Origin of the sequence: Amycolatopsis sacchari, assembly GCF_900114035.1 — a bacterium.
Taxonomy (GTDB): Bacteria; Actinomycetota; Actinomycetes; order Mycobacteriales; family Pseudonocardiaceae; genus Amycolatopsis_E; species Amycolatopsis_E sacchari.
This window is the reverse complement of the sequence record NZ_FORP01000054.1, coordinates 1-8,653: the sequence shown is the minus strand read 5'-3', so window position 1 is coordinate 8,653 and position 8,653 is coordinate 1. Positions and strand designations below refer to the sequence as shown.

General features: G+C 66.3%; 9 protein-coding genes and 1 tRNA gene. 2 read left to right on the top strand and 8 right to left on the bottom strand.

Translation table 11 applies throughout. The features are described 5' to 3' along the window. The 6 genes from BMZ92_RS36460 to BMZ92_RS36435 form a co-directional block, all read right to left on the bottom strand. A partial coding sequence (locus BMZ92_RS36460) for an ABC transporter ATP-binding protein (protein WP_143250031.1) occupies positions 1-413 on the bottom strand: 413 nt, incomplete at its 3' end. After that, positions 400-1,317 (bottom strand): ABC transporter ATP-binding protein, encoded by a 918-nt coding sequence (locus tag BMZ92_RS36455; RefSeq protein WP_091517250.1) that lies wholly within the window; start codon positions 1,315-1,317, stop codon positions 400-402. The genes BMZ92_RS36455 and BMZ92_RS36460, both read right to left, overlap by 14 nt. Continuing rightward, positions 1,314-2,393 (bottom strand): branched-chain amino acid ABC transporter permease, encoded by a 1,080-nt coding sequence (locus BMZ92_RS36450; RefSeq protein ID WP_091517249.1) that lies wholly within the window; start codon positions 2,391-2,393, stop codon positions 1,314-1,316. Before BMZ92_RS36450 ends, BMZ92_RS36455 begins: the two co-directional genes overlap by 4 nt. Then, positions 2,390-3,385 (bottom strand): branched-chain amino acid ABC transporter permease, encoded by a 996-nt coding sequence (locus tag BMZ92_RS36445; protein WP_091517248.1) that lies wholly within the window; start codon positions 3,383-3,385, stop codon positions 2,390-2,392. The genes BMZ92_RS36450 and BMZ92_RS36445 overlap by 4 nt, the downstream gene beginning before the upstream one ends. Before the next feature lie 93 nt (positions 3,386-3,478). Continuing rightward, the gene (locus BMZ92_RS36440) at positions 3,479-4,651 is read right to left on the bottom strand and encodes a branched-chain amino acid ABC transporter substrate-binding protein (protein WP_091517247.1); all 1,173 of its coding nucleotides are present in this window, start codon (positions 4,649-4,651) and stop codon (positions 3,479-3,481) included. A 265-nt stretch (positions 4,652-4,916) separates the two neighbouring features. Further along, positions 4,917-5,534, bottom strand: coding sequence for an ANTAR domain-containing response regulator (locus tag BMZ92_RS36435; protein WP_091517246.1), 618 nt, complete (start codon positions 5,532-5,534; stop codon positions 4,917-4,919). A gap of 192 nt (positions 5,535-5,726) precedes the next feature. On the opposite strand from BMZ92_RS36435, the gene BMZ92_RS36430 reads away from it, so the two are divergent. Beyond that, a tRNA-Leu gene (locus BMZ92_RS36430) sits at positions 5,727-5,800 on the top strand. A 113-nt stretch (positions 5,801-5,913) separates the two neighbouring features. Here BMZ92_RS36430 and BMZ92_RS36425 read toward each other — a convergent pair. After that, positions 5,914-7,014 carry a tyrosine-type recombinase/integrase gene (locus BMZ92_RS36425; RefSeq protein WP_245783456.1) on the bottom strand — a complete coding sequence of 367 codons (1,101 nt, stop codon included), beginning with the start codon at positions 7,012-7,014 and terminating at the stop codon, positions 5,914-5,916. Between the two features lie 57 nt (positions 7,015-7,071). Next, entirely contained in the window at positions 7,072-8,004 is a 933-nt protein-coding gene (locus tag BMZ92_RS36420; RefSeq protein WP_281245257.1) for a helix-turn-helix transcriptional regulator, read from the bottom strand. Between the two features lie 208 nt (positions 8,005-8,212). Here BMZ92_RS36420 and BMZ92_RS36415 point away from each other — a divergent pair, with 208 nt between their 5' ends. Then, complete coding sequence (locus tag BMZ92_RS36415; protein WP_091517244.1) at positions 8,213-8,602, top strand: nuclear transport factor 2 family protein; 390 nt, start codon at positions 8,213-8,215, stop codon at positions 8,600-8,602. Positions 8,603-8,653 lie beyond the last annotated feature (51 nt).

Below are 8,653 nucleotides of genomic sequence, written 5' to 3'. Positions count from 1 at the left end.
GACAGCGTGCCCCCCGCCTGCGACCGCCGCTCCTTCAACCGCGGGAACAACGCGAACACCCGCTCCAGATCCGCACCCAGGTTCTTGCGGTCCTTCCGCGCATACGCCCCCATGTCCAGGTTCTCCGCCACCGTCATCCCCGGGAACACCCCCCGGCCCTCCGGCACCTGGGAGATGCCGCGGACGACGCGGAGGTCGGCGCGGAGTTTGGTGATGTCCTCGCCGGCGAAGGTGATGCTGCCGGCCGACAGCGGGCGGATGCCGGAGATGGCGCGCATCGTGGTGGACTTGCCGGCGCCGTTGGCGCCGATGAGTGCCACGATCTCGCCTTCGCCGACCGTGATCGACAGCTCGGAGACGGCCTGGATGCGGCCGTAGTGCACCGAGACGCCGGACAGCTCAAGCAACGTCATCGTCAGGCACTCCCAGGTAGGCGGCGATGACCGCGGGGTTCTCCCGGATCTCCGCCGGCAGTCCGTCTGCGATCTTCTTCCCGAACTCGAGGACGACGATCCGGTCGGTGACGCCCATGACGAGTTTCATGTCGTGTTCGATGAGCAGGACGGTGTACCCGTCGGCGCGGATCTTGCGGATGAGCTGCATCAGCTCTTCCTTCTCCGCCGGGTTGAACCCCGCCGCCGGCTCGTCCAAGCACAACAGCTTCGGCTCGGTCGCCAGCGCCCGCGCGATCTCCAGCCGGCGCTGGTAGCCGTACGGCAGGTTCTTCGCCTTGTCCGCCGCGCGGTCGGCGATGCCCACGAACTCCAGCAACGCCATCGCCCGGTCCACCGCCTGCTGTTCCTCGTGGTGGTGGCGGGGCAGGCGCAGCAGTGCGCCGACGACGCTGGTCTTGGCGCGCGCGTCGGCGCCGACCACGACGTTCTCCAGCGCGGTCATCTCGCCGAACAGCCGGATGTTCTGGAACGTGCGGGCGATGCCGAGCTGCGTGATCCGGTGCCGGGAGGACTTGCCCAGCGGCTTGCCCTCCAGCAGGACCTGGCCCGACGTGGGCCGGTAGACGCCGGTCATCGCGTTGAAGCACGTCGTCTTGCCCGCGCCGTTGGGGCCGATCAGGCCGAGGATCTCGCCGCGGCGGATGCCGAAGGACACCGAGTCGAGCGCGGTGAGGCCGCCGAACCGCAGGGTCACGTCCCGCAGTTCGAGCAGGGTCTCGCCCACCTCGACGTCGATCTCGCGATCCGGGGCGACCGCCTCGGCGACCTCGGCGTCGTGCTCGGCACGCTGCTCCGCGGTCATGTGCGCGACCTCGGCGACGATGCCGCCTTCGGTGGGTGCCGGTTCGTTCGGGTTCGTCATCGGTTCCCCCCTCCGGGCTCGGTGGCGAGTGCGCTGTCCCCGCTGATCTGCTCACCGCGGCCGATCAGGCGCTGGTAGGCCTGGCGGCCCTTGGCCAGCAGCCGTTGCCGGGCACCCAGCAGCCCCTGGGGCCGGAAGATCATCAGGATGATCAACGCGATCCCGAAGATCAGGTAGTTGTACTCGGCGATCTGCACGAACCGCAGCGGCAGGTACGCCACCACCACTGCTCCCAGCAGCACACCCACCTTGTTCCCGGCACCACCCAGCACGACCGCCGCCAGGAACAGCATCGAGGTGACCACGTCGAACGACTGGTTGTTCACGAAGCCCAGCTTGCCCGCGTACAGGGCACCGGACAGGCCACCGATCGCGGCACCGATGACGAACGCCCAGATCTTGAACTTGTAGGTGGCGACGCCCATGATCTCGGCGACGTCCTCGTCCTCGCGGATCGCGACCCACGCGCGCCCGACGCGCGAGCGTTCGAGATTGCCCACCAGCAACAGGATTCCCACGATGATGAGGACCGTCAGCTGGTACCACAGGGTGGCGTTGTCGAAGAACGGCTGTCCGGCGTTGTTGGTGCCGACACGTTCGAAGCCGGACTGCCCGCGCAGCGGCGTGACGTTGTCGGCCAGCAGGCGGATGATCTCGCCGAAGCCCAGCGTCACGATGGCGAGGTAGTCCCCGCGTAGCCGCAGGGTCGGGGCGCCGAGCACGATGCCGAAGATCATCGTGATGACCATCGCCAGCGGCAGCGTCCACAGGTACGGCAGCTTGTGCAGCGAGGAGTTCGGCGACGTGAACAACGCCGCCACATACGCCCCCACCGCGAAGAACCCGACGTAACCCAGGTCGAGCAGCCCGGCTTGCCCCACCACGACGTTGAGGCCGACGGCCACGAGCGCGTAGCGGGCGACGTCGAACATCGCCGTGGGGAAGTCCGTGCCCGTGGTCGCCAGGATCGGCGGGTTCAGGTCGGGCAGGAAGAGGATGAGCACGACCAGTGGGATGAGGATCGCCCACTGGACGGGCCGCGAAAGGCTGTTCCAGCGTTCCCTGATCGTGCTCATACCCGTGCCTTCCCCAGCGACTCGCCCAGGATGCCGGTCGGGCGGAACATCAGCACGATCACCAGCACCACGAACGCCACGATGTCCTTCCACTCCCCGCCCAGCAGGGACTGCCCGTAGTTCTCCACGAGCCCGAGCACGAAACCACCCAGCAGCGCACCACGCAGGTTGCCGATCCCGCCAAGTACCGCGGCCGTGAACGCCTTGATACCCAACAGAAAACCGCCGTTGTAGATCGCACCCTGCGGGATCTTCATCATGTAGAACAACGCCGCCGCACCCGCCAGCAGACCACCGACCAGGAACGTCACCACGATCACGCGTTCCTTGTTCACCCCCATCAGGGTCGCGGTGTCCGGATCCTGCGCCACCGCACGGATCCCGCGGCCCAGCCGGGTCTTGTTCACGAAGTAGTCCGCCACGAACCACAGCAGCACGGCGGCCACGAACAGGATGACGTCGCGGTTGGTCACCACGGCACCGAAGATCCGGAACAACGGCTCGGGCTGCAGCAGGCGGATCTGGGGCTGCTGGTTCAGCCCGAAGATCAGCTTCAGGATCTGCTGGATCGCGAACGAGGCGCCGATCGCGGTGATCAGGAAGACCAGCCGCGGGGCGTTGCGGTTGCGCAGTGGTCTGTACGCCACGCGTTCGAGGCCGACCGCGACCAGCCCGGACACCGCCATCGCAGCGATACCGGCGAGCAGCAGGAAGGCGATGATCTCGATGGTGGACAGCTGCGGGTCGGAACCAGGCCGGAAACCCAGCAGCCAGAACGTGAGCCACGTCGCGAAGGTGCCGACGATGAACACCTCGGAGTGGGCGAAGTTGATGAGCTTGAGCACGCCGTAGACGAGCGTGTAGCCCAGCGCGATGAGGGCGTAGATCCCGCCCTGCGCCAGGCCGTCCACGGTGTTGTTCCAGAACTGGTCTGCCAGACCGTGGACGTCGAACTGGATCCAGCTGTCGGTCTGGACGAGGGCAGCGGTCATCGCGGGGTTCAAGGGTTCACTCTATTCCCGGGTACGGATCGGGCATGCACGCGGCGGTCGGCCGCGTGCATGCCCGGGATCGGTCGGAGGGGATCAGCTGATCTGGCCGTTGTTGACGATCTTGCCGTTCTCCACGCGGTAGCTCCACACCGGCGTGTCGGACAGCTCGCCCTTGTCGTTCCACTTGAACTTCTTGGTCAGGCCCTGACCGTCGTAGTTCTTCACGAAGTTCAGCAGGCCCGCCCGGTCCTTGATGCCCGAGTCGATGCCCTTCAGCAGGACGGTGGTGACGTCGTAGCCCTCGGGCGAGTACGTGCCCGGGTCAGCGCCCTCGGTCTGCTTGAACGCGGCGGTGAAGTCCTTGAAGTTGTCCTCGGGGACACACGGGCAGGTGAAGTAGGCGTTGTTCGCGCCCGCACCCGCGCCCTTGACGAACTCGGGGTCCTTCACACCGTCGGGGCCGACGAACTTCGCCGTGACGCCCTTGTCGTTGAGCTGCTGCGCGAACGGCCCGGCCTCGGGGTAGTAGCCGGCGTAGAAGATCGCGTCCGGGCTCTCCGACGAGATCTTGTTGACCACGGCGGAGAAGTCGGTCTGCCCGGTCTTCACCTTGTCCGTGCAGGTCGCCTTCGCGCCGAGCGCCTGGGTGAGCTGGGCGGCCAGGCCGGTGCCGTACTCGGAGTCGTCCTCCACGACGCAGACCTTGTTGGCCTTGAGCGTCTCGGTGAGGAACTTCGCCGCGGCCGGGCCCTGCACCGCGTCGTTGCCCATGCCGCGGAAGAAGGTCTTCCAGCCGTTGTTCGCCAGCGCCGGGTTGGTCGCCGACGGGGAGATCGTGACGAGACCCGCCTGGTTGAACAGGTTGCCCGCGGCCTTCGACTCGCCGGAGAACGGCAGGCCGATGACACCGATGATGTCGGCCTCGCTGATCACCTGGGTCACGATGCCGGGCGCCTTGTCGGGCTTGCCCTCGGTGTCGAACTGCTTGAGGGTGACCTGGCAGTTCGGGTTGGCCTGGTTGTGCTGCTTCACGGCGAGGTCGGCGCCGCGCAGGATGTTCTGGCCCAGCGCCGCGCTGGAGCCGTTGATCGTGCCCGCGTACGCCAGCGAGACGCCGGAGCAGACGGCCTTGCCGTCGCCGGCCGGGTTGGCCGCGTTGGCCGCCTGCGAAGGAGCGGCGGCCGAGCCCGTGGTGTTGCCGGACGAGCTTCCGTTGTCCCGCGCCGCACAGGAACCCAGGACGAGCGACGCCGCGGCCGCCAGCACGATGACTCCGGTGAGTCGTGCTCTTGACACTCGTTTCCTCCCAATGCCGGTGGCCGCACAACGTACGGCCGTTCCCTTTGGGGAACCTGACTGGCCGCAAAACGTAGCCGCCCGGCGCCGGGTTGCACAGCGTCACGGACCGTCTTGTATTCAGATCGTGACGGTCGGCGAGGAAGTTAATGCATGATTTACACCCGGTTGCCCTAGGCGGACAACCGGGTGATAACTACCAGTAATGCCCCGCTCATCCGAGCGGGCTAAGGGCTCAGCGCTGGCCGATGCTCTCGACCACAGCCTGTGCAACCGCCTTCATGGTGGTGCGCCGGTCCATGGCCGTGCGCTGGATCCACCGGAACGCGTCGGGCTCGGTGAGCCCCTGCTGGGTCATCAGCAGGCCCTTGGCGCGGTCGATGACCTTGCGGGTCTCCAGCCGGTCGGTCAGCCCCGCGACCTCGGCCTCGAGTGCCTGCAGCTCGGAGAAGCGGCTGATGGCGAGTTCGATGGCGGGGACGAGGTCGCGCTTGGCGAACGGCTTGACCAGGTAGGCCATGGTGCCCGCGTCGCGGGCGCGCTCGACCAGGTCACGCTGGCTGAAGGCGGTCAGAATGACCACGGGCGCGATCCGGTCGCCGGTGATCTTGGAAGCCGCCTCGATGCCGTCCAGCTTGGGCATCTTGACGTCCAGGATCACCAGGTCGGGCTTGAGCTCGGCGGCGAGTTTGATGGCCTCCTCGCCGTCGCCGGCCTCGCCGACCACCTGGTAGCCCTCTTCGCGCAACATCTCGACCAGGTCGAGCCGGATGAGTGCCTCGTCTTCGGCGACGAGCACCCGACGCTGCGGCTCGGTGGCGACACCGCCCGCCTCGGCAGCCTGTTCGGTCACCGGGGTCCTCCTGCGTGCTCGACGGGATGGGAACTGCGGCGTAACCGCAGGCCCAGCCTACCGGGAACGATCCAGAACGTGAGATGGTGTTCACCACGTGGTGTAAACAGCCGAACCGGTGTAAGCAGCGATCACGCTGCGCTACCCCCGGTGCTCCGGGGAAGGGGCGGGGCGGTAGAGTCTGGCCGCGTCGCCCCCGTAGCCCAACTGGCAGAGGCAACGGATTCAAAACCCGTCCAGTGTGAGTTCGAATCTCACCGGGGGCACTCCTCCAGACCAGCCAGAATCGGCCCCTCACCTGCGAGAACAGGGTGAGGGGCCGATCTTGTGCTCTCCGGCTGCCTCCGGGTCCGACCGGCCGAATCCGGGTGCTTCCCCCCTATTCGCCCCCACGTTCCGGCGGGTCCGGCTCGACACCGAGCGCTCTCTCGATCCGCGCGTGCACCGCCGACTCCAGCCCCGCGATCACCTTCGCGTAGATCTGGTGCAACACCGCGACCGAGTGACCGGCCCACTCCGCGCACTGGGTCGAGGGGACCCCTGCGGCCAGCCAGGTGGATACGCACGCGTGCCGGAGGTCGTACGGGCGCCGGGCAAGCGGCGAGAGGTACTCCGCCTCGCTCAGCGCCGCCTTCCGCGCTCTGTCCCACACCCGCCCGACCGTGGATTCAGAGAGATCACCACCGGTCAGGTTCCGGAACAGGCGGCCGTCTGCCGCCGTACCGAACTCCCTGAGGTGGTCATGCAGGATCGCGGTCAGCGGAGGCGGACAAGGCACAGCACGGACCTCTCCCCGACCACGCTGCTTGAGCTGCCGTCGATCACGTCGCGCCCCGTTGTCGGTCCACGCCGCACCGGTGACCGGCGCCGTTTCCGACAACAGCAGCTCACCCCATCCTTCGTCCGGCAGCTCCAGATCCGCTTCCCGCAGCATCGCGGCCTCTTCCGGGCGTAAAGCCGCGTAGTACATGCAGGCGAAGTAGGCCACCAACGCCGGGCCTGCCGACCGACGAGGCTGTCCTGCCACTTTCTGAGCCGCCACCGCGCTCAGCAAGGCCTTGGCCTGGTCATGATTGATGACAACCCGCTTATCGATGGCACGCGCCGTTTTCGGCATCGTCCATTTCACTGTGGACAGCCTGTTCGTGGTGAGCGCCTTGAGTTCGACTGCGTAGTCCAACGCGTTGTGGAGCACAGCGCGCTTGCGGTACACCGTTTTGGCAGCAGCTTGCCTGCCATCCAGCTTCAGCGAAATCTGCTCCAGGACTTCACGCAGGACGGCTTCGTCGTTCAGGCGCGACACCGACACCGTATTCGCTTTGACCCATTTCAGCGCCCGCTCAATCTCCGGCGGTTTCGGGGTGTCTCGCCGTTTGGTGTTGAACGCCCATCCGGTCAGGGCGCGCCGGAGCACCTTCGGCTCCGGCGCCCCCTTCCCGGTGCGCAGCAGGGCGGGCGCGCCATGAATCGCCAAGCTCACCAAAGATCAACAAGTCACCGAGAAATGCTCATCCCGATTCGACCGATGGATGCGGGCTCAGGACTCCGGGCCGTCCGCGATCACGGTGCCCATCCAAGCGTGAAGTGCACCTTTCAGTTCTACCGGCTCGATGATTCGTACACGAGTCCCCAGTTGAAGAACTCGAACTGCGATCTCCTCAAGACTATGGCCCCCGAACGTGATGAGCGTTCGCTCGGCGCCGTCGGGTTCGAGTGAGCCCGCACCGGGTGGCACCAGGCGCTGGGCACGACCGAAGTCGATTTCTGCCTGCACGGTGGCGTAGAACGGATACTCGGCGAGCAGCATCTCGGACACCATGCGGGCGGCGTCGGGGGGCTCAACGAGGTTCGCCAGCCGTCCGGTCAGTTGCGCCTCGATGACACGATCGGCACGAAAAGTCCGCCACTCGTGCTTGCTGTTGTCGAGCGCGACCAGGTACCAGCGGTTGCGTGTTCGCACCAACTGCCAGGGGGCCACTTCGCGTGAAGTCAAGTTCTCCCGACGGTCACGATAAGTGATTCGAAGTGCTTCTCGGGCACGGCAGGCGGTGGCCAGCGTCAGGAGGACCGCGGGTGTCACCGGTTCCTCGGCCACGCGAGGTGTGTGCACGACAATGCCGAGGAATCCCTCAAGCCGTGCGGCCATTCGTGGCGGGAGCAAGCGTTGCAGCTTGGCCAGGGCAGTGAACGCGGCCCGGTCATGCCCGAGCAAGCCGGACAGCGCCGCCTCTTGCAAGGCCACCACGACGGCGAGCGCCTCATCATCGTCAAGGGGCAACGGAGGCAGCGAGGTGCCACCACCGAGCCGATAGCCGCCCCAGGGGTCGGGGTCCGACTGGATGCTGTAACCAAGGTCGCGGAGGCCGGCGATGTCTCGTCGCACTGTGCGCTCTGTGACCTGCAGTTCCGCGGCGAGCTCGCGGTTGGTCCAGGACGGCCGACTCGCGAGTGTCGACAAGAGCCGGAGCAGCCGTGCGGAGGGCTTGATGACACACGCTCCCTCGGATCGGATCAGGACAGGATCTGACCTGGTCGCGGCCTACTGTGGCAATCGGTTGGTACGGACCAGGACGCGAGACTGTCACGACGGGTGCTGGCTGCCGTGACCGACGCGCCGGGACTGCCGTCCCAGCGGATTGCAAGATCAACCACAGGTGTACGAAAAGGATGAACCGGACATGACCGAAGACAAGATCGACTTCAATGAACTCGATCCGAAGGTGATCGCCGACGTGTCTCAGCACAACAAGGCGCTGGTACTGGACTTCTACAGCGATCTCTCGGCTGGCAACCATCAGGGGGCGATGGATCGGCTGGACGAGGATCTGGAATATCGAGTCGGGGGCCACCCCGCCGAGTTCCCACTGGCCGGGGTGCACTCCAAGGCGGAGCTGATCGAGGTTCTCAGCAAGATCGACGCAGCCGTTCCCGGCGGCGTCCAAGTTGAGATCTTCAGTGCTATCGCTGAAGGAGACCAGGTGGTGGTCGAGTTCATCGCTCGAGGGGTCTCCGGCAGTGGCAAGACTTACAACTCGTTTCAAAATGATCGGCGCGTCTGCTGGCCGTAGTTGATCAAGTGTGGGCATGCTGATGTGGTGATTGAGAAGTTGGTTCCCGAC

What these genes read in the sequence shown, in the direction of transcription:
- BMZ92_RS36450 (WP_091517249.1), bottom strand. Translation starts at nt 2,393, where the DNA reads ATGAGCACGATCAGGGAACGCTGGAACAGCCTTTCGCGGCCCGTCCAG.
- BMZ92_RS36415 (WP_091517244.1), top strand. Translation starts at nt 8,213, where the DNA reads ATGACCGAAGACAAGATCGACTTCAATGAACTCGATCCGAAGGTGATC.
- BMZ92_RS36445 (WP_091517248.1), bottom strand. Translation starts at nt 3,385, where the DNA reads ATGACCGCTGCCCTCGTCCAGACCGACAGCTGGATCCAGTTCGACGTC.
- BMZ92_RS36455 (WP_091517250.1), bottom strand. Translation starts at nt 1,317, where the DNA reads ATGACGAACCCGAACGAACCGGCACCCACCGAAGGCGGCATCGTCGCC.